We start from the raw sequence: 24,526 nt of genomic DNA, 5'->3' as shown, positions 1-24,526 counted from the left end.
TCAGGAATGGACCTCCGCCGACTTCACGGGCGCGTTGCCCTCCAGCGCCCGCCACATCTCCAGGTCCCGCTCGGCGGTCCAGATGCGCGGGTGGTCGAGGCCCTTCGCCTCGTCGAAAGCGCGGGAAACGTTGAAGGGCATGCAGTGCTCGAAGATGACCCAGTGTCCGTATTTCGGGCGCATCGCGGCCATCGCCTCGGCGTAAGTGGCGTGGAGGTCGCGGCCCTCGGCGGCGCAGCGCTTCGCGATGGCGAAGAGGTCGGCGGTGAAGGAGGCGGTGCCGGCGATGCCGTCCTCGACCTCGGCGCGGGACGTCAGGGATTTGCCGCGGCCGGGGACCAGAGCCTCGGCGCCGAGGGCGCGGACGGCCTCCAGCGTCGCGGGCCAGTCGGTGAAGTGGGCGTCGCCGCAATAGGGCGTCGCACCATACTCCACCGTGTCTCCGGCGAAGAGGACGCGTTCCTTCGGCAGCCAGACCACGGTGTCGCCGGCGGTGTGAGACCGGCCGATGTGGATGATCTGGACCTCTCGCTTCCCGAGCCAGAGGGTCATCCGCGCGTGGAAGGTGACGTTGGGCCAGGTCAGGCCGGGCACGCTCTCCCGGCCCCGGAACAGGCGGGGGAAGCGGCCGATCTCGCTGTCCATGTCCTGCTGCCCGCGCTCCACGATCAGGTCGCGCGTGGCATCGGAGGCGATGACCTCTGCCCCCTCGTAGCCGCTGGCGCCGAGGACGCGTACCGCGTGGTAGTGGGTCAGGACGACGTGACGGATGGGCTTGTCCGTCACCGCCCGGATCCGGGCGATGACGTCGCGCGCCATGATCGGGGTGGCCTGGGCGTCCACCACCAGCACGCTGTCGTCGCCGATGACGACGCCGGAGTTGGGGTCGCCCTCCGCCGTGTAGCCGTAGAGGCCGGGGGCCAGTTCCTCGAAGGAAATGGTCTTGTCGGACAGGTCCTTGGTGCTGGCAAAGCCGGACATCGTGGGGTCCCCCGGGAACGATCCGGCGCCATGTGCGGGACGGTCCGCCGCTTGTCCACAGGGTTGACAGGGGCGCCCCCCCGGCCCCCTCTGCCGCTCCCGCCCCCGACCGATCGGTTCCGAGAACCCCCATGCACGCCTACCGCACCCACACCTGCGGTGCCCTCCGCGCCGCCGATGCCGGCCAGACCGTCCGCCTTTCCGGCTGGGTCCACCGCAAGCGGGACCATGGCGGGCTGCTCTTCGTGGACCTGCGGGACCATTACGGGCTGACCCAGTGCGTCATCCCCACCGGCTCCGCGGTCTTCGACACGGCGGAGGGGCTGCGGCCGGAGAGCGTCATCACCGTGACCGGCGAGGTCGTGCGGCGCGAGCCATCCACCGTGAACCCGCGCCTGCCGACGGGCGAGGTGGAGCTGCGGGTGAATCACCTCGTCGTGCAGTCCGTTGCCGACTTGCTGCCTTTCCAGGTGGCCGTGGACGACGATGCACCTGAAGAAATGCGGCTGCGCTACCGGTTCCTGGACCTGCGCCGCGAACGGCTGCAGCGGAACATGATCCTCCGCGCGAAGGTCATCCACGACATCCGGGAACGGATGATCGCCGCCGGCTTCAACGAGTTCCAGACGCCGATCCTGACGAGTTCCTCGCCGGAGGGTGCGCGCGACTTCCTCGTCCCCGCGCGTCTGCATCCCGGCAAGTTCTACGCGCTGCCGCAGGCGCCGCAGCAGTTCAAGCAGCTGACGATGGTCGCGGGCTTCGACCGCTATTTCCAGATCGCGCCGTGCTTCCGCGACGAGGCAGGGCGGGCGGACCGCACGCTGATGTTCTACCAGTTGGACGTGGAGATGTCCTTCGTCACGCAGGACGACGTCTTCGCGACGATGGAGCCGGTCGTCCGCGGGACCTTCGAGCAGTTCGCCGACGGCCGCGCGGTGGATGTCAGCCCCTGGCGCCGCATCCCCTACGCCCAGGCGATGCTGGACTACGGATCGGACAAGCCGGATTTGCGGAACCCGCTGGTGATCCGCGACGTGACCGCGCAGTTCGCGGAGTCCGGCTTCGGCCTCTTCGCCAAGATCGTCGCGGGCGGCGGCGTGGTGCGGGCCATCCCGGCACCGGGCTCGGCGGGCCAGCCGCGGTCCTTCTTCGACAAGCTGAACGAATGGGCCCGCGCCCAGGGCGCCGGTGGCCTCGGCTACATCGCCTTCGACGCCGAGGGCGCGAAGGGCCCGATCGCGAAGAACCTCCAGGCCGACCGCGTCGAAGCCATCCGTGAGGCCTGCGGCTTGAAGCCCGGCGACGCGGTCTTCTTCGCGGCGGGGAAGGAGGAGGACGCGGCGAAGTTCGCCGGCACCGTCCGCACCCGCCTCGGCTCGGAGCTCGACCTGATCGAGAAGGACGCCTTCCGCTTCTGCTGGATCGTGGACTTCCCGATGTACGAGCTGAACGAGGAGACGGGGCGCGTGGACTTCTCCCACAACCCCTTCTCCATGCCGCAGGGCGAACTCGAAGCCCTGAATACGAAAGACCCGCTGACGATCCCCGCCTTCCAGTACGACATCGTCTGCAACGGCTACGAGATGGCCTCCGGCGCGATCCGGAACCACAAGGCGGAGATCATGGTCCGCGCCTTCGGCATCGCGGGCTACCCGCCGGAAGCCGTGGAGGAGCGGTTCGGCGGCATGCTCAACGCCTTCCGCTACGGCGCCCCGCCGCACGGCGGCATGGCCGCGGGCATTGACCGGATCGTGATGCTGCTGGCCGAGGAGAAGAACCTCCGCGAAGTGAACATGTACCCGATGAACCAGCAGGGGGAGGACCTGATGATGGGCGCCCCCTCCACGGTCGAGCCGGGCCGGTGGAAGGAACTGCACATCAAGCCCGACCTGCCCCCGGCCAAGCCGGCCGCAGCGCCCGCCCAAGGGGCCGTGACGGCCGGAAGCGCGACGAAGGGTGCAAGCCCGGTCGGGACGCCCTAAGTCTTCGGGCAATCCCGGAAGGTCCTTCGATGCGTCACCTCCTCGCTGCCACCGTCGCGCTCTCGGCCCTCGCGGGCACCGTCCTGGCCCAGGACAAGCCGGCCCCGGCCGGGGCCCCAGCCGGAAGCCCGGCCCCGTCGGCGGCCCCGCACGTCAACGCGATCCCGGGCACCGAGGCCATGGCGGCCCACCGCGCGGCCTATGCCCTGACGTTCGACCGGGCGCGGGACAACTCCGACGTGGCGCGGGCCGAGGGCGTGATGCTCTTCGAGGTGCTGGACGCCTGCGACGGCTGGGCCAGCCGCCAGCGCCTGACCCTGCGGATGCAGGACCGGGACGGCCAGGTGCTGGAGACCGCGTCGGACTACGCGACCTGGGAGTCGAAGGACGGCCGGCGCCTGCGCTACTCCATGACCCAGGCGAGCAACGGCGCGGTCACCAATCGCATCGTCGGCGAGGCCGAGCTGAACCCGGACGGCAGCGGCACCGCCCGCTACGACAGCCCGGCCGCGCGGACGGAGCAGCTTCCCGCCGGGACGCTCCTGCCGATGGTCCACACGATCCGCGCGATCGAGGCCGCCCGCGCCGGCCGCCGGATCCTGCAGGCCCCCCTGATGGACGGAACGTCGGAGGACGGAGCGCAGGACAGCACGACAACCCTGCTGGGCTGGCAGCGCGAGGCCATGCCGACCCCGCGCTTCCCTCTGCTCGCGAACCAGGAGAGCGGGCGGATGCGGATCGCCTTTTTCGGCCGCGACCAGAACAACGGCGGCGGCGCGTCATCGCCGGAATACGAGGTCGGGCTGCGCTACTACGCGAACGGTGTGGCGGACGAGATGAACATGGACTTCGGCGAGTTCTCCGTGAACGGGCGGCTGGAGACTCTGGAGGCCGTGCCGGGCGGCTGCTGACCCGGCCGGGGCGCTTGCCTTGGGCCGCTTGCCCGGGGCAGACGATCGCGCCATGTCCGACGTGATCCCGACCGCGGCCCCGACACTTCCAGATGGTCCGGGGGCCTTCCCCGGAGACCTCTTCACGGCCGAGCTCGTGGACCTCGGCGCGCAGGAGGACCCGCGCTTCGCCGGCGTGCTCACACCCCGGCCGGAGATCGGTGCCGCGCGCCCCGGCGCGACCGCGACCTTCCTCGACAACGCCGAGGCCTATTACGAGCGGCACCAGGACTTCGACGACTGGATGCACCCGCTCCGCGCCGCGCTGGACCGCGCGGGGGTGCGGGACGCCGGGACGATCGTGGAATACGGCTGCGGCTTCGGGAACGCGACGCTGCCCCTGCTCCAGCTGTTCCCGCAGGCGAAGGTCGTGGCGTCGGACATCAGCCCGAACCTGCTGGCGATCCTGCACCGCCTGCTGGTGGCGCGCGGGGAACGGGAGCGCTGCGTTCCCGTCGCGCTGGACGCGCACAAGCCCTATCTCCTCGATGGCGTCGCCGACCTCGTCATGGGGTCTGCGATCCTGCACCACCTCGCTGAGCCGGGCCTGCTCGTGCAGGCGGCGATGCGCGTGCTGAAGCCCGGCGGCTGGGCCGTTTTCTTCGAGCCGATGGAGGCGGGCTACGCCATGCTCCGCCTGGTGATCCGCGACCTCTGCCAGGACGCGGCGGTGCGGGAGTTCCAGTCGCCTGCGCTCACCTGGCTCGCCGAGATCTCGGTGGAGTGGACGCTCCAGATCAAGCGCGACGGGCTGCCGGGCTGGCGCGACCTGGACGACAAGTGGCTCTTCCCGCGCTCTACCCTCGAGCGATTCGCGGACGAGGCGGGGGCGGAACTGGTCGTCATGCCGATGGGCGGGCGCGGCAGCCCGGAGCCGTTCCGCTCGATGCTGCGCTATATCCTGAAGGGCTGGCGGGGGCTGGACCCGGACGACGCGGCGATGATGCCGGCTTGGGCCTGGGACATCGTCCGGCGCTACGACCAGGACTACTTCTCGGAGGATTTCCGGACGGACCTCCTGATGGAGGCGACCGTCCTGTTCCGGAAGCGCTGACGCCGGCCCTACCGCCGCCGCGCTTCCTGCAGGAGTTCGATCTGCAGGCGCTGGATATCCATCATGCGCTGCCACTGCTTCGTCGCGAGGTAGTCCAGCTTCTCGTGCAGGTGCCGAACCTCCAGCTCGGCCTTCAGGTTCACGCGGTAGTCGTTGAACGAGCGCAGCCTGTCCTTCGCCTCCTGCCGGTTCTGGCTCATCATGATGATCGGCGCCTGGATCGCCGCGATGGTCGAGAGGACGAGGTTCAGCAGGATGAAGGGATAGGGGTCGAAGCCCTGCTGCCCGCCCAGCAGCGCGATGCCGATCCAGCCGCCTAGGAACGCCGCGAAGGAGATGAGGAAGGCCCAGGAGCCGCCGAAGGAGGCGAGGCCGTCCGAGACGCGCTGCCCGAAGCTGCGCTTCTCCTCGAACTCGTCCTCGGTATTCGCGGCGATGGTGTCCTGGCGGGCGATGCTTTCCGTCACCTGACGGTCGAGCTCGGTGAATTCGCCGTGCTCGGCGCGCAGCAGGTCCTCGACGTAACGGCTGCGGTATTCGTTGACGGTGCTCCGGCCGATCTGCGCGTCGTCCGCCAGGTCGGGGTGGTCGTGTCGGATCAGCTCGATGAGCCCGGGGCGGAGGCTGTCAAGGGGGAGCAGGTCCCTGCGGGACCGCTCCTCGCCGGTGATGGCGCAGCGCTGCCGCTTGGTCGTCGCGGCGTCGGGGCCGGCGTCCAGCTCTGACATGCCGGGGCGTTCCTGGGATGGGAGGCGAAGGGGGGCGGTGCGTTCGCCCGGCGCATCATGAGCGCAGGGCGACGGGGCCTGGCAAGCCGCCGCAGCGCCGGGTTGCGATCAGGCGCGCCCGGCGGCGTCCACGAGCAGGAGCGGGTCTACCCTCAGCTTGGCGAGCGCCCGGCGCCACTTCGCGTCCTGCGCTTCCTCCTCAAAGAGGATGGCCTCGTCGGCCGGCACGGTCAGCCACGCATTGGCGTTGAACTCGCCCTCGAGCTGCCCCGGGCCCCAGCCGGCATAGCCCAGGGCGAGGAGGCCGTGGCGCGGGCCGCCGCCGCCGGCGATGGCCTTGAGGATGTCCACGCTGGCCGTCAGGGCGTAGCCGCCCTCGACGGGCAGGGAGCCTTCGCTGGACCAGTCGCCCGTGTGCAGCACGAAGCCGCGGCCGCCTTCGACCGGGCCGCCGGCATGGAGCGGGATGCGGCGCTGCGGCGGGTGCGGCTCCACGTCCAGCTGCTTCAGCAGGTCGTCGAAGGTCAGGTTCTCGATCGCGCGGTTCAGCACGATGCCCATCGCGCCTTCCGACGAATGGGCACAGATGCAGATGACGGAGCGCGCGAAGCGCGGGTCGCCCATGGACGGGGTGGCGATGAGGACTTGGCCGGCCAGCCAGCCTTCGCCCACCGTGACCTGCATCGGCGCGCGGGCCGCGGCGAAGGTCATCGGGTTCGACTCGCCCTCCTCCGCCTCGTCGTCGAGGGGCGGCGGGGGCGGCGGTACCTTGTCCTTCACGCGACGGGCCATCCCGCGAAGATGGCCGCGTGAACCCGTTGCCGCAACCCGCATTGACAGCCGCGCGCACCGGGACGATGCGTGAACGAACCCCAGACCCGAGGCCCCGATGACCATCCAGACCGGCGATTCCATCCCCTCCATGAAGATCATGCAGGCCTCGGCCGAGGGACCGAAGGAAGTGGACACCGGCGAACTGTTCCGGTCCGGCACCGCGGTCCTCTTCGGCGTTCCCGGCGCCTTCACCCCGACCTGTTCGGCGAAGCACCTGCCGGGCTTCGTGCAGCAGGCCGAGGCGCTGAAGGCCAAGGGCGTGACGACGGTCGCCTGCATGGCGGTGAACGACGCCTTCGTGATGCAGGCCTGGGCACGCGACCAACACGTGGAGGACACGGTCGTCATGCTGGCGGACGGCGCCGCGGCCTTCACGAAGGCGCTGGGCCTCGACATGGACCTGACGGCGCGGGGGCTGGGCGTCCGCACCAAGCGCTTCGCCCTTATCGCGAAGGACGGGAAGGTCACGCACCTGGCCATCGAGGAGCCGGGTGCCTTCGAGGTCTCGTCGGCCGACGCGATCCTCGCGAAGCTCTGATCCGATGGACCCCGTCACCTGGGGACTCTTCGCCTGGGAAGCGGGTTGGGTCTTCTCCGTGCGCAGCATGGAACTGATGTTCCAGGCGCCGGCCGATGCAGCGGAAACGCTCGGCGACATGGCCCTGGAGAAGGGCCGCGCCTTCGCCGAGGGCTGGTTCGATGCCGGGCTCGCGGCCATGCACGGGGCCGACGCGATGGCGGTCCTCGCGGCGGCCGCTGCCCCGGCCCGCGACTGTGTCCGGGCGAACCTGCGCGGCCTCGGCCGCCGCTGACGGCAACCGTTCCCGCCGGGGCGCGCTACGCCGCCGGATGACCGGCGGGGACGGGACCATGCGGCTCAAGGACAAGGTGGCAATCGTGACCGGGGCCGATTCCGGCATCGGCCGGGCGATCGCGGTGGCCTTCGCGCGGGACGGCGCGGACGTCGCGGTCACATACCATTCCGACGAGGCCGGCGCGGGCGAGACCCGGGCGATGGTGGAAGGGGCCGGGCGCCGCGCCATCCCGCTGCAACTCGACGTGACCGATCCGGACGCGGTGGACGCGGCCTTCGGCCGAATCGCCGAAGCCTTCGGCCGCCCGGACATCCTCGTGAACAACGCGGGCAAGGGCATGGACGGGAAGATGCCGGTCGCCGCGATGGACACGGCGGTCGCGGAACTGGTGATCCGCACGAACCTCTTCGGGCCGCTCTGGTGCTGCCGGGCCTTCGTGCGCCAGCGGCAACTGGCGGGCGGGGAGGGGAAGATCATCAACATCTCCTCCGTCGCGCAGTACCTGCCGACGGCGGAGAGCGCGCCCTACGGCATGTCGAAGGCGGGGCTCGGATCGCTGACACGGTCGCTGTCCGTCGAGCTGGCGCCGGACCGGATCAACGTCATGGGCATCGCGCCGGGCATGATCGACACGCCGATGACCGCGGACCGCATCAACGACCCGGTGAAGCGGGAGGCGTCCTTCCAGGAGATCCCGCTGCACCGCGCCGGGAAGCCGGAGGAGATCGCGGCGCTCGCCGTCTTCCTCGCCTCGCCCGATGCGGATTACGCGACGGGGCAGACATGGACGATGGATGGCGGGCTGACGATGAACTGGGGCGGCGCTTAAGGGCCGGCCGGCCGAGCCAGGAGCCCGTCGAGCAGCTCCAAGTGCGCCGCCTTGAAGCGCTCGGGCGGCACCGGCTGCACGAGGCCGAAGGTCGCCTGCCAGATCAGCGTCATGATGGCCGGCGCCATGATGATCATCGGCAGATCGGCCACCGCGCCCCGCCGCATCTCCCCGGACTCGATCCCCCGCTCCACGATCCGCGCCAGCACGGCCTGGCCGCGGGAGATGGAGAGGCGGTGGTAGCTCTCAAGGATGGCGGGGAAGCGCGGTCCCTCCGCGATGATCGCGCGCATCAGCGCCGAGAGTTCGGGCCGTGCGATCTGCGCATAGATCGCATCCAGCGCGTTCCCGAGGAGTTCGCGGGCCGACGCGTCGGGCCGTTCCACCATGGCGGCGAGACCGTCGAAGACCGGGGAGATGCGGGAGATCAGCGCGGCCTCGAACAGCGCTTCCTTCGTCGGGAAGTAGCGGAAGACCGTCCCCTTCGCGACGCCGGCGCGGCGGGCCACGTCCTCCATACGCGCGCGCTCGAAGCCGTGTTCGCCGAAGACGGCGAGGCCGGCGGCGATGATCTCGCCGGGGCGGTCGTCCTTGCGGCGAACGCGGGCAGGCGCGTCACGCGAGACTGATGACCCTTCGGTCATTATCTTGACCATCCCGCGCGTTGACCTGATAATGACCTGGCGGTCAACAATTGCCGGCTGCCTTTCGCGTCGGATTGGAGGTCGGTCATGCCCGCGACGACGACCCTGGAACAAGCCCCGGCCCTGCCGCTGCCCCTGGTGCGGCGAGAGGGCGGCCCGGCCCGGCCGCGGGGTCTTCGCCGGTCGCGCCGGCGCTGGACCGTCCCCGCACTGGCCGTCCTGGCCGTGGCGGGGTGCGTGGCGTGGTTCCTGCTGAACCGTGCGCCGCGCGACCCCGTGCCGCTGCGTATGCCGGAAGGCCCGGTCGCCGCGCGCCCGATGCCCGGCACGATCGTTGGCCTCGGCCGAGTCCTGCCGCGCAGCCGGATCGTGACCATCGCCCCACCCTTCGGCGCCGGCGACGCGCGGATCGCCGCCCTGCCGGTCGCCGAGGGGGACCGCGTGGAGGCCGGCGCGACCCTCGCCGTGCTGGACAGCGAGCCGAGCCTGCGCGCGGCCCTCGCCGTGGCCGGGGCCAACTTGGCGTCCCGCGAGGCCGCGCTTCGCCAGACCAGGATCAACGTGGAGGCCACGCGCGAGGAAGCGCGGGCCAACCTGGCCCGAGCCGAGGCCGCCATCGCAGCGAACCGCCGGGACCTGGACCGCGCGCTCTCGCTGCTCGACCGCGGCGCCTCCACGCAGCAGGTCGTGGACCAGCGCCGCGTCGCCTACGACCAGTCCGTGCAGGACGTGGCCCGTGCGCGTGCGGCGCTGATCCGCACCGACGTGCCGGACCTCGACCAGCAGGCCGACGTGGTCGTGGCGCGACGGGAAGCCGAGGCCCTCCGCGCCCAGGTGGAGAGCACCCGGGCCGACCTTGCCAAGGCGCGCATCCTCGCCCCCTTTGCCGGAACGGTGCTGACCATCCAGGCGCGCGTCGGGGAACGCCCGGGTCAGACGACGGGCCTGATGAGCTTCGCGACCCTCGACGACATGATCGCGGAAGTCGAGGTCTACGAGAACTTCCTGCGGGACCTGCGCCCGGGCCTGCCGGTGACGCTGACGGCAGCCGCCCTGGGCGAACATCTGCACGGCACGGTGTCCCGCATCGGCATGGAGATCCTTCGGCAGTCCATCGTGGATGCCAGCCCCGCGGCGAACACCGATTCCCGCGTGGCCCGGGTCACGGTGGAACTGGACGACCGGTCGAAGGCCCTCGCGGCCCGCCTGCCGAACCTGCAGGTCACCGCGCGCTTCGCCACGGGCGGCGCACCGTGACCGCGCTGCTCTCGCGCCTGCTCGGCCGGCTGCCGATCGGGTGGCTTCAACTGGTGCACAACCGCGGGCGTCTCGCGGCGGCGCTGGCGGGCGTCGCCTTCGCGAACGTGCTCGTCTTCATGCAACTCGGCTTCCTCGGCGCGCTGATCTCGACGATCCGGCTGCCCTACGACGCGCTGGACGCGGACGTGCTGATCCTCGCCTCCGACGCCAACACGTTGCAGGACGGCAGCCCCCTGCCGCGGCAGCGCATGTGGGCGGCGCTGGCCGTTCCCGGCGTCGCCGGTGCGACGGCGCTGCATTACGGCCGCCTGGACTGGAAGCAGCCGGACGGGACGGTCCGCACCCTCGACGTGTTCGGCACCGACCCGCGCGACCGTGCCTTCCGGCTGCCGGGCGTAGAGGCCGGGCGCATGGCGCTGACGATGGGCGACACGGCGCTGATCGACAGCGGCACGCGCAACGTCCCCGCGGCGCTGTTCCGGGACATCGCGGCCGGCCGTCCCTACCGGATCGAGGCAGTGTCGCGGGCGATGGACATCGTCGGCACCTTCTCGGTTGGCGGCGGCTTCGGGGCGGACGGGTACCTCGTCGTCTCCGACCAGACCTTCCTCCGCCTGTTCCCGAACCGGCAGTCCGGCGCGCCGAACCTCATCCTCGTGCGCGGCGAGCCGGGGCTGGACCCGCCCATGCTCGCCGGGCGGCTGCGCGCGGCGATCACGGAGGACGACGTCGTCATGCGCACCGTGTCGCAGGCCGTGGCGAAGGACCAGGCCTTCCAGACCACCCAGAAGCCCGTCGGCATCGTCTTCGGCTTCGGGATCGTCATGGGCGCGCTGGTCGGGGTCGTCATCGTCTACCAGGTGCTGTCCACCGACGTCGCCGACCACCTCAAGGAGTATGCGACCTTCAAGGCGATCGGCTACCGGCAGCGCTTCTTCCTCTCCATCGTGTTCGAGGAGGCGGTGATCCTGGCCCTGCTGGGCTTCATCCCCGGCAGCACGATCGCGGCCGGCTTCTACCTGCTGGTCCAGGCTGCCACCGGCCTGCCCGTCGCAATGGATGCGTTCCGGCTTGTCGCGGTCTTCGTGGGGACGGTGGCGATGTGCACGGTCTCCGGCGCCATCGCGACGCGGCGGCTCGCCCGCGCGCAGCCAGCGGACCTGTTCTGATGGAACCCGCGATCCAGGTCCGCGGCCTGTCCCATGCCTTCGGCGAGGGAGAGGCTCGGCGTCAGGTTCTCTTCGACGTCGAACTGACCATCCCGCGCGGCCAGTTGGTGATCCTGATGGGCGCGTCCGGATCCGGGAAGACGACGCTGCTGACGCTGCTCGGATGCCTGCGGGAGGTGCAGGAGGGCAGCGTCCGCGTGCTCGGCCACGAATTGTCCGGCGCGGGCGAGGAGGAGAGGGTCGAGGCACGGCGCCGCCTCGGCTTCATCTTCCAGGCGCACAACCTGCACGAAAGCCTGACAGCGTCGCAGAACGTCCGCATGGGCGCCGACGTGCACGGCCATCTCGCCGGCGCGGACGAGGCGGCAGCGCACCTGCTCCGCCTCGTCGGCCTCGGCGACCGGCTGAACTACCTGCCGGCCAATCTCTCCGGCGGGCAGAAGCAGCGCGTCGCCGTTGCGCGCGCCCTGGTCGGCAACCCCGACATCGTCTTCGCCGACGAGCCCACGGCGGCGCTGGACAGGAGTCCGGCCGGCAGGTCGTGGAGATGCTGCGCGCCCTGGGCCGCGAACGCGGCACCACCACGCTGATGGTGACGCACGACAACCGCATCCTGGAGCTCGCGGACCGGATCGTGACGCTGGAGGACGGTCGGCTCACGCGCGACGAGGCACCCGCCGAGCGCGTGGCGGCGGGTGCCGAAGCGTGACGCGGCGCTACATGCCGCCGATGTAGTTCGGGCCGCCGCCGCCTTCTGGCGTGCGCCAGTCGATGTTCTGCGTCGGGTCCTTGATGTCGCAGGTTTTGCAGTGGACGCAGTTCTGCGCGTTGATGACGAGCTTCGCGCCTGCGTTGCCAGCCTCCACCGATCCTTCGCCGTCCGTCGCCGCCTCCGGGTCCGGCGTGCCGCGCAGCTCGCGCTCCGCGTCGGGGCCGACGGCCTCATAGACCGCGGCAGGGCAGTAGCGGCTCTCGGGCGAGGCGAAGCGGTCGAAGTTGATGGCCCGCCAGCGCCCGGGATCGCGAAGCACCAGGTGCGCGGGCTGGTTCTCCTCGTGGTTCGTGTTCGACAGGAACACGGAGGACAGGCGGTCGAAGGTCAGCACGCCGTCGGGCTTGGGGTAGGCAATCTTTGGCATCCCGGACGCGGGCCGCAGCGTCTCGTGGTCCTCGTGGTGCTTGTAGGTCCAGGGCGCCTTGCCGCGAAAGACGTAGGTCTCCAGCGCCGCGGAAACCATGCCGCCGACGAAGCCGTACTTCGCGAAGCCCGGGCGGATGTTGCGCACCGACTGCAATTCGCTCCACACCCAGGACTGCTTCAGCGCCTCCGGATATGCGTCGAGCACCGGCGGTGGCGCCTCGCCGGCCAGGGCCGCGCTGACGGCTTCCGCCGCGACCATCCCGCTCTTCATCGCGGTATGCGTGCCCTTGATCTTCGGCACGTTGAGGAAGCCCGCGCCGTCGCCGATCAGCATGCCGCCCGGGAAGACCAGTTTCGGCACGGCCTGGATGCCGCCCTCGTTCAGCGCGCGGGCGCCGTAGCCGATGCGCTTGCCGCCTTCCAGGAAGCCGCGCACGGCGGGGTGCGTCTTGAAGCGCTGGAACTCGTCGAAGGGCGACATCCAGGGGTTGGGGTAGTCCAGCCCCACGACGAAGCCGATGGAGACGAGGTTCTCGCCAAGCATGTAGAGCCAGGAGCCGCCGTACACGGATGCCGGCAGCGGCCAGCCCACGGAGTGCCACACGAAGCCCGGCTTGTGGCGCTCCCTGGGGATTTCCCACAACTCCTTCACGCCGAGGGCGTAGGTCTGCGGCAGCGCGCCTTCCCGCAGCCCGTAGAGCTTCATCAGCCGCTGCGACAGCGACCCGCGGCAGCCCTCCGCGAACAGCGTGTAGGTCGCGCGGAGCTCCATCCCCGGCTGGTAGTCCGGCCCGGGCTCGCTGTCCTTGCCGATCCCCATGACGCCGGCGACGACGCCCTTCACGACGTTGTCCTCGACGACGAGGTCGGACGCCGCGAAGCCCGGATACATCTCGACGCCCAGCGCCTCGGCTTTGACGCCGAGCCACCGGCATACGTTGCCGAGCGAGACGACGTAGTTGCCGATGTTGTGCATCTGCGGCGGGTTCGGCAGGCGGATCGCCCGCGTCTCCGTCAGCAGCATGAACTTGTCTTCCGTCGCGGCGGTCGCCAGCGCCGGCGGATCGTCGCGCCAGTCGGGGATCAATTCATCCAGCGCGCGAGGTTCCAGCACGGCGCCGGAGAGGATGTGCGCGCCGATCTCGCCGCCCTTCTCGATGAGGCAGACATTGGTTTCGGGGTTCAGCTGCTTCAGGCGGATGGCCGCGGCCAGGCCGGCGGGACCCCCGCCGACGATCAGCACGTCGAACTCCATGCTCTCGCGCTCGATGCCTTCCTCGGCCACGCGCATCTCCCCTGTCACGTTCTGTTCGCCATGTAGTCCCGGGGTGCCGGGGGCGGAACCCTGGCGCCCGGCCGTTGCGTCCGCGTCGGCTGGCGGGCGATACCCGGGGAAGATGGACGCCCTGTCCGACACCGAAGCCCTGCTCGCTGCCCTCGAACTCCAGATCGCCTGGGGGGCCGAGGACGCGCTGGAGGAGGATCCGCAGGACCGAACGCGCCCCCGCGAGGCGGCGCCCATCGTCGCCGTCCCACCGCCCGCCCAGCCCGCGGCCCGCGCGCCGGCGGCGCCGCCCCGGCCCATCGCCACCCCGGCCCTGACAGGCCTGGGCGCCTTCACCCCCGCCCAGGCTGCGGCGCAGGGCCTGGCGGAGGGGGCGGACAGCCTCGATGCCCTCCGCGCGGCCATGGCGGCCCTCGACACGCCGCTGCGCGACACGGCGGGGAAGCTCGTCTTCTCCGACGGTGTCGCGGGATCCGGCCTGATGCTGATCGGGGAGGCGCCCGGGGCCGATGAAGACCGCCTCGGCCGCCCCTTCGTCGGTGTCTCCGGCCAGCTGCTGGACCGCATGCTCGCCAGCATCGGCGTCCGGCGGGAGGAGAACGCCTACCTCACGAACATCCTCCCCTGGCGCCCGCCCGGGAACAGGACGCCGACGGACGCCGAGATCAATCTCTTCACCCCCTTCGCCGTCCGACACGTCGCGCTGGTCCGCCCCCGCCTCGTCGTCTTCCTCGGTGGCACGGCGGCGAAGGCGATGCTGCGGACCCGCGACGGGATCACCCGGATCCGCGGCCGCTGGCACCGGCTGGAGGTGCCGGGCCTTGGCACCGTTCCTGCCCTGCCGACGCTCCACCCGGCCTACCTCCTCCGCAGCCCGGCGCAGAAGCGGGAGGCCTGGGCGGACCTTCGGTTGCTCCGGCGGACGTTGGACGGGTTGGTGGACCCACTGGCCAAAGCCGCTGTCAGCGATAGGCCTCTGTCATCGAACTGACGCCATCTTGAAGCCGCCGCGCCCCCGCCTGCCCAAATCGTGTCGGGGGGCTGGCACCCGGTTGGTTGCGCCGCTCCCCCGCGCCGGCATATTGCCTCCCGAGATGAGCGCCCGGCCCCCCCGGGGCCGCCTCCGTGCCCTCGGGCATGGCGCGGTCCTCCTCGCCGCCCTCACCGCCGCCGGTTCTGCCCTCGCGGCGAAGGCCCGGGATTCCGCCCCGCCCCGCCGCGATGCCGTCGTGCGGGAGTCCGTGCGCAAGTCGCCCGCGGCGCCGGCGCCCAGGGCGCGGATGGCCGAGCGCGGCGGCCCTGCGCACCGGCCCCCGTCCGTGGCTCCGCGCCGCGTCACCGCTTCGCGTACCGATGGCCCGCGCGCGTCCCGCCTCGACCTCGCCTGGCGCCAGCCCGTCCCGTCCCGGCGCGTGCCGCCGGTCATTCCGGGCTGGCGGCCGCTCCGGCCGGAACTTCGGGGGCCGCGGGTCCTGACCGCCGGCGACCTCGCGCCCTTCCGCATCGCGCCGCAGCGGGCGGCCGCCGCATCGGCCCCGCCCGCCATCCTCGCGGCCGCTCGCCCGCCGGTCATCGAGATGCCGGAGGCCGTCACCTTCCAGGAGCTCGCGCTCGCCCCCGAACGCCCCTGGCCGGCTCCGGCGCGCCCATCCCGCAGCCCCTCGCCCCGTCCGACGCCGCGCGCCTGCGCCGCATATTCGCCGCACATGCCCGCGGCGAATATGCGGAGGCGGCGCGGGAATCCGAGCGGCTCGACGACCGCCGCCTGATCGGCCACGTCCTGGCCGACCGCTGGTCCCGGCCGAACGGGCCGCAGCCGGGGGCGCGGACCTGCGGGCCTGGCTGTCCGATCATGCGGACCACCCGGACGCGCCGCGGCTGCACGCCATGCTGGTGGCGCGCCTGCCCGCCGGAGGGACGGCGCCGGCCCTTCCGGCGGCACCGGAGGCCGAGGCGGCGGCCGGCCCCGAACTGCCGCCGGAGGAGCGGGAGCCCGCCGCCGCGACGCGCAACGTGACCCGCAACCCCGCGCTCGACCGCACGGTGCGGGACATGATCGGACGCGGGGAACACGCCGCGGCGCTGGCCCACATCGCCCGGACCCGCGGCATGACCCCTGCCTATGCCGCGGCCCTGCAGACGGAGGTTGCGCAGTCGCTGTTTGCCGCGGGGCAGGATGCAGAGGCACTGCGGGTCGCGTCCGCCGCGGCGCGGCAGCCCGGCGCCCCGGCGCAGGCGGCTTTCGTCGCGGGGCTCTCGGCCTGGGGGCTGGGGCAGTACGAGACGGCGCTGCCGCAGTTCGAGGCGGCGGCGCGGAGCGACGCGGCGCCGGCCGTGCTGCGGTCCGCCGCGGCCTTCTGGACTGCGCGGGCGGCGGTGCGGGCGCGGCGGCCGCAGGCCTACGTGCCCTGGATGCTGCAAGCCGCGCAGGAGCCGCGGACTTTCTACGGTCTGCTCGCCCGCCGGTCGCTCGGCCTACCCTTCGGCTTCGCCTGGGAAGGCGACGTGGCCGGGGAGGCCGAGACGCGCGCTCTTACCGAGACGGCCGGGGGCTGGCGGGCGCTGGCGCTGCTCCAGGTCGGGCAGAGGACGCGCGCCGAGGCGGAACTTCGGCTGCTGCTCGGCGCAGCGCGGGGGAATGCGTCGCTGAACCGGGCGATGCTGGCGGTCGCGACCTCGGCGGGGATGGCGGACCTCGCGACAGATCTTGCGGCGGCGGCGCAGCGGGCGGATGGGCGCCCGCGCGATTTCGCCCGCTATCCGGTGCCGGCGCTCGCGCCGCAGGGTGGCTGGCGCGTGGACCCCGCGCTGATCTACGGGCTGGCACGGCAGGAATCGAACTTCGATCCGTCCGCCGTCTCTCCCGCGGGGGCGCGGGGGCTGATGCAGGTGATGCCGGCGACGGCCGCCTACATTACGGGCAACGCGGCCCTGCGCGACGAGGCGCGGGAGCGGCTGCACGATCCCGCCTTCTCGCTCGACCTCGCGCAGCGCTACCTGGTGCACCTGTCGGGGCAGGACGGGATCTCGGGCGACCTGATCCGGATGCTCGTCGCCTACAATGCCGGGCCGGGAAACCTCCAGCGCTGGCTGCCGGCGCGGCAGCATCGCGACGACCCCTTCCTGTTCATCGAGAGCATCCCCTACGCGGAGACGCGGGCCTTCGTGCAGCGGGTGCTCGGTTACTCCTTCATCTATGCCAGCCGGCTCGGGCTGCCCGCGCCGGCGCTGGATACGCTGGCGGCTGGCGGGTCGCCGCGGCTGGTGGGGGTGGAGGAACTCGCGAGGATGGTGGCGCGGGCGCGGCAGGGGGGCGGGCGGTAGCGGCGCGCTGATTGCCGGTGCGGCGTGCGTCGCGCGGGGATCCCGGCCGGTTTTCCTTGCGTCCCGGCAGCCGTCCGGATTACGCCCGCGCCGCGAGTAGAAGCGGCCAGGGCGAGGCGCCCGGGGCATTGCTCCCACGAACCGGTGGTGAAGCTTCGCGTGCTGCGCTCAATGACCCCATTGGCGACCCGATCGGCCACCCGATCGGCCACCCGATCGGCGGGCCTGGCACGCCGCGTGCGACGGCGCGACCTCGCATGGTCCGGCCGTGCGGCATCACCTCCTTCCGTTCCTGCCGGCGGATGACCGCCCGGCGGGGAAACCCGGAGTAGAAGCGGTGGGGCGCGGTCGCCGCGCCCCGACATTGCTCCCCCATCCGGGACGGCGCCGCCGTCCCGCCGCCTGAGGAGACGACGATGTCCGCAGACACGAACTACGCGCTGGAAGAACTGAAGCGGGAGACCCGCTACGGCGGCGCCGGCACCACGCGGGACCGCGAGGTCCCGCAAATCGACCTGTCCGACTTCCGGCGCCGCAAGGCGGAGATCGCCGACGCGCTCTGGGCCGCCGCGACCGATACCGGCTTCTTCCAACTGGTGAACCACGGCATCACCGAGGCACAGGTGGACGAGGCCTTCGACGCCGCCGCGCGCTTCTTCGCGCTGCCGATGGAGACGAAGGGCCGCTACCCCATGGCCAAGGGCACGAACTGGGGCTGGGAGTACAAGGCGCAGGTCCGCCCCTCGACCGGCACGCCGGACAACAAGGAATCCTACCAGATCACCATCCCCCGCATGGCCGGGATGTGGCCGACGGGTGAGGAACTGCCGGGCTTCAAGGCGACGATGCTCGCCTTCGAGCGCGCGAACTGGGCGCTCGGGATGAAGGTGCTGTCCTGTTTCGCGCTGAAGCTTGGCTTCCCCGAGGACTTCTTCACCGAGGCGCATGACCCGGCCTCGCCCGAATATCAGTGCACGCAGCGGATGATCCACTACATGAGCATGGAGGGCGCGACGGAGGAGGATTTCCGCGGCGTCCGCGGCGGCGCGCATACCGACTTCGACTGCCTGACGCTGCTGCATCAGCGCAGCGGGCAGGGTGGCTTGCAGCTCTGCCCCGGAAAGGAAGCGACGTCGGACGAGCTCGCGTGGACCGACGTGCCGGCGAAGACCGGAATCATCACCTGCAACATCGGCGACATGCTGCAGCGCTGGAGCGACGATGCGCTGCCCTCCACCCTGCATCGCGTGCGCATGCCGCGGGCGGACGAATACCTCGGCCCGCGCTACTCGCTGCCCTTCTTCGTGCAGGCGAACCGGGATGCGGTGATCCGCTCGCCATCCGGGAAGTACGCGCCGATCACGGCGGCCGCGTTCCTGCAGCAGCGGATCGCGGCGAACTACGCGGCGGTGCGGGGGTGACGGTTCGGCGGGGTCTCGCACGCGGCGCAAGCGCGCGTGCGAGACCCCGCCGATAGGGGGCGCTCCATAGAAGGGGGTCCAGGGGACGAGTCCCCTTGCGGATGGAGGTCTGGAGGAAGGCAGAGCCTTCCTCCAGGGCCAACCGACGCTACCCCTGCCGCCCGTTCCTCAGCCCGTCGCCGTCGGGACTGCGACGAAGAGGCCCTGGCCGTCCCGCACGATGCGCAGCGCCACCGCGCCCGTCCTGGCGCCGTCGGAGATGGCGCGGACCACGCCCTGTGCGTCCGCCACGTCGCGGCCGCCCACGTCGGTGATGACGTCGCCGGGGCGGAGGCCCGCTTCGGCGGCCGGGCTTTCGGGCCGCACGCCGGCGACCACCGCGCCACGCAGGCCCCGCGGCAGGTTGAGTTCCTGCCGCACCGAGTCGTCCAGCGAGGTGACGGCGATGCCGATGGCGCCGCGGGGCTGCTCGGCGGCCTGCGACGCGGTCTCGGTCGCGCCCTTGTCGACGAGTTGGGAGAGCGTCACGCGCAGGTCCCGCCGGGTGCCGTCGCGCAGGACGGCGAGGGTCGCCTCGCTGCCCGGGCGCGCGTCGCCGACGGCGCGGGCCAGGTCGCGCGAACTGGCCACGTCCGCCCCGTTCAGCGCGGTGATGACGTCGCCCGGACGCAGGCCGGCGCGGGCCGCCGGGCCGTTCGGGTCCACGTCGTCCACGAGGGCGCCGCGCTGCTCGGCCAGGCGCAGCGCCTGGGCAAGGGTGGGCGTCACGGCCTGCGTCGTCGCGCCGAGGTAGCCGCGATCCACGCGCCCGTTCGCCTGCAACTGCGCGACGACCTGCTTGACGATGTTGGACGGGATCGCGAAGCCGATGCCGACGGAGCCGCCGGAGGGCGAATAGATCGCCGTGTTCACGCCGACGACGCTGCCGTCGGTCGCGAAGAGCGGCCCGCCGGAATTCCCGGAATTGATCGGGGCGTCGATCTGCAGGTAGTCGTCGTAGGGGCCAGAGCCGATGTCGCGGCCGCGCGCGGAGACGACGCCCGCGGTCACCGTGCCGCCGAGGCCGAAGGGGTTGCCGACGGCCACGACCCAGTCGCCCGGCCGTTCCCGGTCGCTATCGCCGAGATCGAGATGCGGCAGCGGCCCGTCGGCGCTGACCTTCAGTAGCGCGAGGTCGGTGCGCGGGTCGCGCCCGACGACCTGAGCCGGCATCTCCCGCCCGTCCGAGAGGCTGACGCGCACCTGCGTCGCGTTCTGCACGACGTGGTTGTTCGTCACGATGTGGCCTTCCCCGTCGATGAGGAAGCCCGAGCCGAGGGCGTGGACGGTGCGCGACCCACCGCCGCCCCCGCGCTCGCCGAAGAAGCGGCCGAAGGAACGGTCCCCCTCGCTGCCGCTCGGGAAGGGCGAGTTGCGTCCTTCATCGCCCGCCTGGCGCGCCGTCGTCGTGATCGTCACGACCGCCGGGCGCACCCGCGCGACGAGGTCGGCGAAGGACGGAAGGGCGACGGGGGCTGGGTTGGCGGCGGCCTGGATCGCCGGCGCCGCGGGGGCGGGCACCTGCGCGTCGGCGGGGTTCTGCCAGAAGGCGAAGCCGCCGAGGGCGCTGCCGCCCAGGAGGATCGCGGCGAAGGCGGCGCGGCGCCGGGGGTGGTCTGGGTCATGTCGTCGTTTCTCACGTCGTCGGGCCGGGGGAGGGGACGGCGCCGGGGAGGGCGCCGCCGGGGAGAGTCGTCACGTGTTGGATAGGGCGCGCATGTCGCGGAGGGCGGCGTGCGTCATCCGCGCTGCGCCGGCCCGGTCGGGGCCGAGATCGACGCGCGCGCCCTCGACGGCCGAGAGCGCCATGCCGCTTGCATCGGCCTTGCCGTTGAGCATTGCGAGCTGGTGGGCGTTCAGCAGCGGCGTCTCCGCGTCGTCCAGAGCGACCTGGGCGGCGCCGAGGCGGTTCGCGCGCAGGTCGTTCATCGCGAGGTGCAGGCGGCCGGTGGTGCCGAACGTCTGGTCCGCGTCGCCGCGGTAGGAGACGGGGTGCGCGACGGCGTGGCGGGTCATCCCGCTCTGCGCCGCGGCGTGCCGGGCGCTGACCCGGTGAAGGACGGCATGCGGGGCGGAAGCGTGGTGCGCGCCGACGGGGTGGATGGCGGCGTGTCGGGCGGTCGCGTGATGCGGCGCCGCGTGCCGGGCGCCAGGGGCCGAATGGGGCGCGGCGGGCTGCGGCCCGGGCTGGGCGGGCGCCTGGGCGAAGGCCAGGGCTGGCAACAGAGCCAGCGTGGAGCCGAGGGCGAGGGCACGCAGGCCGGTGATGAGATCCATGGGAGGATCCTTTCCTCTGGGGCGGCGCGGAGTGGCGCCGTCTCGGTGAGGAGATTGGTCCGCGCGGCATGGAGGATCGCCGCGGCCGATCATGAAACGCGTGTCAGGATTCCGGTGCGGAGCCAGCGTGGCGGAGGTCCAGGACGGCCAGTACCCCGCGCCTGCCGGACCCTTCCCCGAGCCGGAGGGCGCCGCCGTGGAGCGCGGCCGTCGCGGCGACGAGGGCGAGGCCCCAGGCCCGTGCCGGGCGTCGCGCGGCTGCGGTCGAGCCGGTGGAAGCGCCGCGTCACGGCCTGCCGCTCCTCCGGCGGGATGCCCGGGCCCTCATCCCCCACCGTGACCACCGGGCCGGGGTCGAGGGCGAGGCGGACGTTCCCCGCGCCGTGCAGCAGCGCGTTGTCGAGGAGGTTGGCGAGGGCCTGGCGCAACAGGGCCGCGTCGCCCGGGGCTTCGATCCCAGGGGTGACTGCCGCGTCCAGGCGCCGCCCCGCTTCCTCGAAGACCGCGCCGTAGGTCTCGGTCATCGCCGCGACGAGGGCGGAGAAGTCCACCGGGGCGAAGCCGGCCCGGCCCGCGCCGCTTTCGGCCCGCGCGATCCGGAGCAGCGCGGCGAAGGTGGCGAGGACGGCGTCCAGTTCCTCGATGGCGGCGGCGATCGCCGCCTCGTCGGCCCGCGGGTCGCGCCGGGCAGTGAGGGCGTCTTCGAGCCTGGTCCGCAGGCGGGAGAGCGGGGTGCGGAGGTCGTGCGCGATGTCGTCCGTGACGCGGCGCTGCGCCGCGACCATGGCCTCGAGGCGCGCGAGGAGGAGGTTGATGGTGTCGGAGAGGCGGTCGAACTCGTCGCCCTCCCGCCCGCCGGGGAGGCGGCGCGAGAGGTCGCCGTCCATGATCGCCCGCGCCGCCTCGCCGGCCCGGGCCAGGCGGCGTTCCAGCCGCCCGGCCGCGGCGAAGCCGATCAGCAGCGCGGCGGCGGCGGCCAGCAGCGCCGCTGCGGGCGGGATCCAGGCGAGGCCTCCCGCCGCCGCCTCGACCGGCCCGAGATCGGACGCGACGATGAGGTTCAGCCCGCCCGGCAGCGTCCCGCCAAGGGCGCGGAGCGCCGGCCGGTTGCCCGCGGCGGGCAGCGTCGCGTAGCCCCGCAGCCGCGGCGGCGCGCCGCCGCGCAGCGTTCCGGCGATGGCGCCGCCATCCGGCCCCTGGACGAGGACGAGGACCGGGCTGCGCCGCCGGGCGAAGGCGACGGCCTGTTCGGCCAGGCCCTGCGCGCCGAAGGTCTCGTATTCCCGCAGCAGCGCCTCCGCCTCGGTCGCGAGCGCCCGGTCCAGCTGGTCGCGCAGCGCCTGCCCCGCCCGGTCCCAGACCCAGAGCGAGCCGAAGAGCGAGCCGAGGAGGACGACGAGCCCCGCGGCGAGCGCGGCGCGGAGGGCGAAGGAGCGGCGCACGCTGCGATCAGCCCGGCGGGTCCAGCGCGTAGCCGGCACCGCGGACGGTGCGGATCGCCGGAGGCTCGCCACCCGCCTCCAGCTTGCGGCGGAGACGGGAGACGTGGACGTCCACGACGTTCGTCGTGGGGTCGAAGGAGAAGTCCCAGACCTTCTCCAGCAGCATCGTCCGCGTCAGAACCTCGCGCGGGTGGCGGAGCATGTATTCAAGGAGCCGCCATTCCGTCGGATGCAGGTCGAGGGTCCGCCCGGCCCGCGAGGCGGTGCGGCGCAGCAGGTCCATGCGGATGTCGTCGAGCACGAGCGCCGTGTCCTCCGCCGCCGGCGCGGCGGGGCGGCGGGCCAGGGCGCGCACGCGGGCGCGGAACTCGGCGAAGGCGAAGGGCTTTCCGAGGTAGTCGTCGGCGCCGGCCTCCAGCCCCTCCACGCGCCGGTCCACGTCGGAGAGGGCGGTGAGCATCAGGACGGGGGTCGCGACCTTCGCCGCGCGGAGGGCGCGGAGGGCGCGGAGGATGGTGATGCCGTCGGGGCCGGGGAGCATCCGGTCCGTCACGATGACGTCGAAGGATTCGTTGAGCGCGAGGAAGAGGCCTTCCTTCCCGTCCCGCGCCAGATCCACCACCCAGCCGTCCTCGCGCAGGCCCTTGGCGAGGTAGTCGGCGGTGGTGCGGTCGTCCTCGATCAGCAGGATTCGCAAGGTGTCCCCCGGTCCGCGGCGGAGTAGGGCGCGGAACCGGGTTGGCTGGCAATTCGGGGGCCGTCAGGCCCGGCGCAGGTTCCAGAGGTAGGGGTTCGGCCCCTGCAGCACGTCGCGAAGGTCGGCGCGGAAGGCGGTGCGCAGGACGAAGAGGCCGGTGGGGGCGAAGGGCACGCTGTCCCAGGCCGCGCGCTGGAGGTCGGCGAAGGCCGCGGACTGGGCCGTGGCGTCGGGCGCGTCGAGCCAGCGCGCGACCGCGGCCTCGGCCGCCGCATCGGTGGGCCAGCCGAACCAGGCGCCTTCCCCGTTGCCCCGCGTCGCGAAGTTCAGGGCGGGGTTGGCGATGGAGGCGGCGGGGAAATTCGTGGGGTGGATGCTCCACCCGCCCTGCGCAGGCGCGGCCTTGCTGTTGCGGCGGGCGAGCACCGCGGTCCAGTCGGTCTCGACCAGGTCCACGTCGAAGCCGAGGCGCTTGCAGACGTCGGCGACCAGCCGCCCCTGCGGCGCGATGGCGGCGAAGTCCGTGGGGTTGATGATGACGACCTTCGCGCCGGCCAGGCCCGCGGCGCGGACTGCCTCGCGGCACTCGGCCTCGCTCCGGGCGGCGCGGGGGAAGTCCGTCACGCCGGGGATGGTGCAGGGGAACATCGCGCGGCATTCGCGCCAGTCGCCTTCCATCGAGACGGAGGCCATGTGGTCGGATTGGGAGATGAGGTCGCGAACGGCCCGCCGCGCCTCGATATTGTTGAACGGCGCGTGCAGGTGGTTGAAGCGCATGGCGCCAAGGAAGCCGAGCGGGTCGTATACCTGGGTGCGGAGGTTGCGGTCGCGGCCGAGCAGCGGAACGAGGTCGGGAAGGGGATATTCGACCCAGTCCACCTCCCCGCGCTGCAGGGCGGCCGCGGCGGTCGCGCCATCCGGGAGGATGTGCCACTCCATCCGGTCGAAGTGCACGCGCTTGCCGCCGGAGGCGCCGTCGGCCGGCTCATCCCGCGGCACGTAGGCCTCGTTGCGCGCGTAGACGACGCGGGAACCGGAGACGTACTCGGCGGGCACGAAGCGCCAGGGACCGCTGCCCACCACTTCGGTGATCGGGCGGTCGGGCGGCGTCGCCGTCGCGATGCGCGCGGGCATGACGAAGGGCGGGACGCCGGCGGGCTTGGACAGCGCCGTCAGCATCGCCGGGAAGGGGCGGGTGAGGCGGATCGCGAGCGTGCGGTCGTCCGGCGTGCCCCATTCCGCGACGGCGCGGGCGAGGATCGCGCCGAAGGTGTCCCGCGCGGCCCAGCGGCGGAGGGAGGCGACGCAATCGCGGGACGTGACGGGCGAGCCGTCGTGGAAACGCAGGCCGTCGCGGAGGCGGATGGTCCAGAGGAGGCCGTCGGCCGAGACCTCATGCCCCGCGGCCATCTGAGGGTGCGGATTCAGCGCGCGGTCCGTGGCGTAGAGCGTGTCGAAGACACAGAAGCCGTGCGTCGTCGTGATCGTGGCGATCACCGCGATGGGGTCGAGCGCTGCAAGCGAGGCCTGCGGCACGAAGCGCAATGTCCGCGCGCGCGTGTCCTGGGCGAGGGCGGGGCGCGCCAGCGGCAGGGCCGCGGCGGCAGTGATCAGGGAACGGCGGCGCATCTTCGGGTCCTCCGCCCGATCCGAG

The 24,526-nt window shown here is 72.5% G+C and carries 24 protein-coding genes; 14 read left to right on the top strand and 10 right to left on the bottom strand.

From position 1 onward, the window contains the following. Entirely contained in the window at positions 1 to 981 is a 981-nt protein-coding gene (locus tag ACE7GA_RS03740) for an MBL fold metallo-hydrolase (RefSeq protein WP_376095820.1), read from the bottom strand. 131 nt (positions 982 to 1,112) lie between these two features. Here ACE7GA_RS03740 and aspS point away from each other — a divergent pair, with 131 nt between their 5' ends. The 3 genes from aspS to ACE7GA_RS03725 are packed head-to-tail and all read left to right on the top strand — an operon-like array spanning position 1,113 to position 4,967. After that, entirely contained in the window at positions 1,113 to 2,963 is a 1,851-nt protein-coding gene (aspS, locus tag ACE7GA_RS03735; protein WP_376095817.1) for an aspartate--tRNA ligase, read from the top strand. A gap of 29 nt (positions 2,964 to 2,992) precedes the next feature. Then, entirely contained in the window at positions 2,993 to 3,874 is an 882-nt protein-coding gene (locus ACE7GA_RS03730) for an EipB family protein (protein WP_376095814.1), read from the top strand. Positions 3,875 to 3,926: 52 nt separating this feature from the next. Then, positions 3,927 to 4,967, top strand: coding sequence for a class I SAM-dependent methyltransferase (locus tag ACE7GA_RS03725; RefSeq protein WP_376095811.1), 1,041 nt, complete (start codon positions 3,927 to 3,929; stop codon positions 4,965 to 4,967). 8 nt (positions 4,968 to 4,975) lie between these two features. Here ACE7GA_RS03725 and ACE7GA_RS03720 read toward each other — a convergent pair whose 3' ends face one another. After that, positions 4,976 to 5,695, bottom strand: a complete 720-nt coding sequence (locus ACE7GA_RS03720) for a DUF1003 domain-containing protein (protein WP_376095808.1) — start codon at positions 5,693 to 5,695, stop codon at positions 4,976 to 4,978. A 108-nt stretch (positions 5,696 to 5,803) separates the two neighbouring features. Then, on the bottom strand, positions 5,804 to 6,487 hold the full coding sequence (locus ACE7GA_RS03715; RefSeq protein WP_376095805.1) for a YqgE/AlgH family protein: 684 nt from the start codon (positions 6,485 to 6,487) through the stop codon (positions 5,804 to 5,806). Between the two features lie 97 nt (positions 6,488 to 6,584). Here ACE7GA_RS03715 and ACE7GA_RS03710 point away from each other — a divergent pair, with 97 nt between their 5' ends. From ACE7GA_RS03710 to ACE7GA_RS03700, 3 genes are read left to right on the top strand one after another with little or no spacing between them, the layout of a single operon-like run. Then, a complete protein-coding gene (locus tag ACE7GA_RS03710) occupies positions 6,585 to 7,067 on the top strand; it encodes a peroxiredoxin (protein ID WP_376095802.1) in 483 nt (160 codons plus the stop codon). A 4-nt stretch (positions 7,068 to 7,071) separates the two neighbouring features. Further along, positions 7,072 to 7,341: a hypothetical protein gene (locus tag ACE7GA_RS03705; protein ID WP_376095799.1), complete on the top strand. Its 270-nt coding sequence runs from the start codon at positions 7,072 to 7,074 to the stop codon at positions 7,339 to 7,341. Positions 7,342 to 7,399: 58 nt separating this feature from the next. Next, positions 7,400 to 8,173 (top strand): SDR family NAD(P)-dependent oxidoreductase, encoded by a 774-nt coding sequence (locus ACE7GA_RS03700; protein WP_376095796.1) that lies wholly within the window; start codon positions 7,400 to 7,402, stop codon positions 8,171 to 8,173. Here the strand turns inward: ACE7GA_RS03700 and ACE7GA_RS03695 are convergent. Continuing rightward, positions 8,170 to 8,817, bottom strand: a complete 648-nt coding sequence (locus ACE7GA_RS03695) for a TetR/AcrR family transcriptional regulator (protein WP_376095793.1) — start codon at positions 8,815 to 8,817, stop codon at positions 8,170 to 8,172. The genes ACE7GA_RS03700 and ACE7GA_RS03695 overlap by 4 nt on opposite strands. Positions 8,818 to 8,904: 87 nt before the next feature. On the opposite strand from ACE7GA_RS03695, the gene ACE7GA_RS03690 reads away from it, so the two are divergent. Genes ACE7GA_RS03690 through ACE7GA_RS03675 form a run of 4 tightly spaced genes read left to right on the top strand, consistent with a single transcriptional unit; the run spans position 8,905 to position 11,955 of the window. Then, positions 8,905 to 10,074 carry an HlyD family secretion protein gene (locus ACE7GA_RS03690; protein WP_376095790.1) on the top strand — a complete coding sequence of 390 codons (1,170 nt, stop codon included), beginning with the start codon at positions 8,905 to 8,907 and terminating at the stop codon, positions 10,072 to 10,074. Then, the gene (gene devC / locus ACE7GA_RS03685) at positions 10,071 to 11,246 is read left to right on the top strand and encodes an ABC transporter permease DevC (RefSeq protein ID WP_376095787.1); all 1,176 of its coding nucleotides are present in this window, start codon (positions 10,071 to 10,073) and stop codon (positions 11,244 to 11,246) included. The genes ACE7GA_RS03690 and devC overlap by 4 nt, the downstream gene beginning before the upstream one ends. Further along, on the top strand, positions 11,246 to 11,836 hold the full coding sequence (locus ACE7GA_RS03680; protein ID WP_376095784.1) for an ATP-binding cassette domain-containing protein: 591 nt from the start codon (positions 11,246 to 11,248) through the stop codon (positions 11,834 to 11,836). Before devC ends, ACE7GA_RS03680 begins: the two co-directional genes overlap by 1 nt. Next, positions 11,794 to 11,955 carry a hypothetical protein gene (locus tag ACE7GA_RS03675; RefSeq protein WP_376095781.1) on the top strand — a complete coding sequence of 54 codons (162 nt, stop codon included), beginning with the start codon at positions 11,794 to 11,796 and terminating at the stop codon, positions 11,953 to 11,955. Before ACE7GA_RS03680 ends, ACE7GA_RS03675 begins: the two co-directional genes overlap by 43 nt. Positions 11,956 to 11,962: 7 nt before the next feature. Here the strand turns inward: ACE7GA_RS03675 and ACE7GA_RS03670 are convergent, their stop codons facing one another. After that, on the bottom strand, positions 11,963 to 13,678 hold the full coding sequence (locus ACE7GA_RS03670; RefSeq protein ID WP_376100081.1) for a 4Fe-4S dicluster domain-containing protein: 1,716 nt from the start codon (positions 13,676 to 13,678) through the stop codon (positions 11,963 to 11,965). 106 nt (positions 13,679 to 13,784) lie between these two features. On the opposite strand from ACE7GA_RS03670, the gene ACE7GA_RS03665 reads away from it, so the two are divergent. The 4 genes from ACE7GA_RS03665 to ACE7GA_RS03650 all read left to right on the top strand — a co-directional run bounded on the left by ACE7GA_RS03665 (position 13,785) and on the right by ACE7GA_RS03650 (position 18,417). Next, entirely contained in the window at positions 13,785 to 14,663 is an 879-nt protein-coding gene (locus ACE7GA_RS03665; protein WP_376095778.1) for a uracil-DNA glycosylase, read from the top strand. 103 nt (positions 14,664 to 14,766) lie between these two features. Continuing rightward, entirely contained in the window at positions 14,767 to 15,441 is a 675-nt protein-coding gene (locus ACE7GA_RS03660; RefSeq protein ID WP_376095775.1) for a hypothetical protein, read from the top strand. 124 nt (positions 15,442 to 15,565) lie between these two features. After that, positions 15,566 to 16,996 (top strand): lytic transglycosylase domain-containing protein, encoded by a 1,431-nt coding sequence (locus ACE7GA_RS03655; protein ID WP_376095772.1) that lies wholly within the window; start codon positions 15,566 to 15,568, stop codon positions 16,994 to 16,996. A 416-nt stretch (positions 16,997 to 17,412) separates the two neighbouring features. Beyond that, positions 17,413 to 18,417, top strand: a complete 1,005-nt coding sequence (locus ACE7GA_RS03650) for an isopenicillin N synthase family dioxygenase (protein ID WP_376095769.1) — start codon at positions 17,413 to 17,415, stop codon at positions 18,415 to 18,417. 168 nt (positions 18,418 to 18,585) lie between these two features. On the opposite strand, the gene ACE7GA_RS03645 is transcribed toward ACE7GA_RS03650, so the two are convergent. From ACE7GA_RS03645 to ACE7GA_RS03625, 5 genes are all read right to left on the bottom strand, one after another. After that, on the bottom strand, positions 18,586 to 19,977 hold the full coding sequence (locus ACE7GA_RS03645) for a Do family serine endopeptidase (RefSeq protein WP_376095765.1): 1,392 nt from the start codon (positions 19,975 to 19,977) through the stop codon (positions 18,586 to 18,588). Positions 19,978 to 20,151: 174 nt separating this feature from the next. Continuing rightward, a complete protein-coding gene (locus ACE7GA_RS03640; RefSeq protein ID WP_376095762.1) occupies positions 20,152 to 20,733 on the bottom strand; it encodes a hypothetical protein in 582 nt (193 codons plus the stop codon). A gap of 89 nt (positions 20,734 to 20,822) precedes the next feature. Then, complete coding sequence (locus tag ACE7GA_RS03635) at positions 20,823 to 22,175, bottom strand: sensor histidine kinase (protein WP_376095759.1); 1,353 nt, start codon at positions 22,173 to 22,175, stop codon at positions 20,823 to 20,825. Between the two features lie 7 nt (positions 22,176 to 22,182). Further along, positions 22,183 to 22,872 (bottom strand): winged helix-turn-helix domain-containing protein, encoded by a 690-nt coding sequence (locus ACE7GA_RS03630; protein ID WP_376095756.1) that lies wholly within the window; start codon positions 22,870 to 22,872, stop codon positions 22,183 to 22,185. Between the two features lie 63 nt (positions 22,873 to 22,935). Then, positions 22,936 to 24,501 (bottom strand): ABC transporter substrate-binding protein, encoded by a 1,566-nt coding sequence (locus ACE7GA_RS03625; RefSeq protein WP_376095753.1) that lies wholly within the window; start codon positions 24,499 to 24,501, stop codon positions 22,936 to 22,938. Positions 24,502 to 24,526: the final 25 nt, after the last annotated feature.

It is taken from the genome of Roseomonas sp. CCTCC AB2023176, from assembly GCF_042259275.1.
Taxonomy (GTDB): Bacteria; Pseudomonadota; Alphaproteobacteria; order Acetobacterales; family Acetobacteraceae; genus Roseomonas.
Note: the sequence above shows the minus strand (reverse complement) of the source record. Positions and strands in the feature narration are given on the sequence as shown.

What these genes read in the sequence shown, in the direction of transcription:
- ACE7GA_RS03740 (WP_376095820.1), bottom strand. Translation starts at nt 981, where the DNA reads ATGTCCGGCTTTGCCAGCACCAAGGACCTGTCCGACAAGACCATTTCC.
- aspS (WP_376095817.1), top strand. Translation starts at nt 1,113, where the DNA reads ATGCACGCCTACCGCACCCACACCTGCGGTGCCCTCCGCGCCGCCGAT.
- ACE7GA_RS03730 (WP_376095814.1), top strand. Translation starts at nt 2,993, where the DNA reads ATGCGTCACCTCCTCGCTGCCACCGTCGCGCTCTCGGCCCTCGCGGGC.
- ACE7GA_RS03725 (WP_376095811.1), top strand. Translation starts at nt 3,927, where the DNA reads ATGTCCGACGTGATCCCGACCGCGGCCCCGACACTTCCAGATGGTCCG.
- ACE7GA_RS03720 (WP_376095808.1), bottom strand. Translation starts at nt 5,695, where the DNA reads ATGTCAGAGCTGGACGCCGGCCCCGACGCCGCGACGACCAAGCGGCAG.
- ACE7GA_RS03715 (WP_376095805.1), bottom strand. Translation starts at nt 6,487, where the DNA reads ATGGCCCGTCGCGTGAAGGACAAGGTACCGCCGCCCCCGCCGCCCCTC.
- ACE7GA_RS03710 (WP_376095802.1), top strand. Translation starts at nt 6,585, where the DNA reads ATGACCATCCAGACCGGCGATTCCATCCCCTCCATGAAGATCATGCAG.
- ACE7GA_RS03705 (WP_376095799.1), top strand. Translation starts at nt 7,072, where the DNA reads ATGGACCCCGTCACCTGGGGACTCTTCGCCTGGGAAGCGGGTTGGGTC.
- ACE7GA_RS03700 (WP_376095796.1), top strand. Translation starts at nt 7,400, where the DNA reads ATGCGGCTCAAGGACAAGGTGGCAATCGTGACCGGGGCCGATTCCGGC.
- ACE7GA_RS03695 (WP_376095793.1), bottom strand. Translation starts at nt 8,817, where the DNA reads ATGACCGAAGGGTCATCAGTCTCGCGTGACGCGCCTGCCCGCGTTCGC.
- ACE7GA_RS03690 (WP_376095790.1), top strand. Translation starts at nt 8,905, where the DNA reads ATGCCCGCGACGACGACCCTGGAACAAGCCCCGGCCCTGCCGCTGCCC.
- ACE7GA_RS03680 (WP_376095784.1), top strand. Translation starts at nt 11,246, where the DNA reads ATGGAACCCGCGATCCAGGTCCGCGGCCTGTCCCATGCCTTCGGCGAG.
- ACE7GA_RS03675 (WP_376095781.1), top strand. Translation starts at nt 11,794, where the DNA reads ATGCTGCGCGCCCTGGGCCGCGAACGCGGCACCACCACGCTGATGGTG.
- ACE7GA_RS03670 (WP_376100081.1), bottom strand. Translation starts at nt 13,678, where the DNA reads ATGCGCGTGGCCGAGGAAGGCATCGAGCGCGAGAGCATGGAGTTCGAC.
- ACE7GA_RS03665 (WP_376095778.1), top strand. Translation starts at nt 13,785, where the DNA reads ATGGACGCCCTGTCCGACACCGAAGCCCTGCTCGCTGCCCTCGAACTC.
- ACE7GA_RS03660 (WP_376095775.1), top strand. Translation starts at nt 14,767, where the DNA reads ATGAGCGCCCGGCCCCCCCGGGGCCGCCTCCGTGCCCTCGGGCATGGC.
- ACE7GA_RS03650 (WP_376095769.1), top strand. Translation starts at nt 17,413, where the DNA reads ATGTCCGCAGACACGAACTACGCGCTGGAAGAACTGAAGCGGGAGACC.
- ACE7GA_RS03640 (WP_376095762.1), bottom strand. Translation starts at nt 20,733, where the DNA reads ATGGATCTCATCACCGGCCTGCGTGCCCTCGCCCTCGGCTCCACGCTG.
- ACE7GA_RS03625 (WP_376095753.1), bottom strand. Translation starts at nt 24,501, where the DNA reads ATGCGCCGCCGTTCCCTGATCACTGCCGCCGCGGCCCTGCCGCTGGCG.